Origin of the sequence: Paeniglutamicibacter sp. ZC-3 (genome assembly GCF_025847175.2) — a bacterium.
Classification (GTDB): Bacteria; Actinomycetota; Actinomycetes; order Actinomycetales; family Micrococcaceae; genus Paeniglutamicibacter; species Paeniglutamicibacter sulfureus.
The window spans coordinates 1-683 of record NZ_JAOYTG010000061.1 but is presented as its reverse complement, the minus strand read 5'-3'; the positions used below and the strand labels follow the sequence as shown (position 1 = coordinate 683).

General features: G+C 62.4%; 1 protein-coding gene. It reads right to left on the bottom strand.

Features of this window, described 5'->3' with window-relative positions; translation table 11 throughout:
• A partial coding sequence (locus OIU93_RS20550) for a hypothetical protein (protein WP_264271891.1) occupies window positions 1–195 on the bottom strand: 195 nt, incomplete at its 3' end.
• Between the last annotated feature and the right edge of the window lie 488 nt (window positions 196–683).

Here is a 683-nt window from a genome sequence, read left to right as displayed (position 1 = left end):
TGTGTTTCGTCGATTAGAAATAGGCCATTTCGGCGCTAAGAAGCAGGCCATTTCGGCACGGTTCCAGGCCATCTCGGCAGTCTCGATGGAACCCGTCCAAAATCGTCGCTTTACCCAACGCCGCCCTCGCATGCCGGCCTCCCGCGAGTCGTTGGGCCGATCAATGGCGGCTGTATGATTTGCATCTAATTTCATCCACAATCACTTTCTGACATGGCATGTTACACATCCGGGAGGTCGCGGCCACAGTTGAATCCCATGGCTGGCCAGCAGTGCTCCACCATGTTGGCCGCCCGCGGTCTTGGCCGCGTACCAAGTGTCCGCTCTCATCATTGACACCACCGCCGACGATGGACACGGGCCACCGCAATCGGCCTCTGGCATCATTGCGCACTCCAGCCAGGACGGCGGCGACTCGGGCTCTGGCCGGGTGGGGGCCATCCGGCACGAGAGCCTCAGGGATGCGGCTAGCTGCGCGGGATGCAGGGCCGCTCAGGGGCGCCGGGTGCCGCTCGAAACACCCGGCGGGAACCGTCCGCACTTGTTGCTGATGGGGATCGCAAGCGGGTATTTCCGAGCGGCTGCCGAGGTGCTAGCGCTTAGCGCCCAACTGGCCTGGAATGAGCTGCCAACTTGGCCCACCTGCATGGCCGAAACGGCCCAAAGTTTAGCGCTCACACACA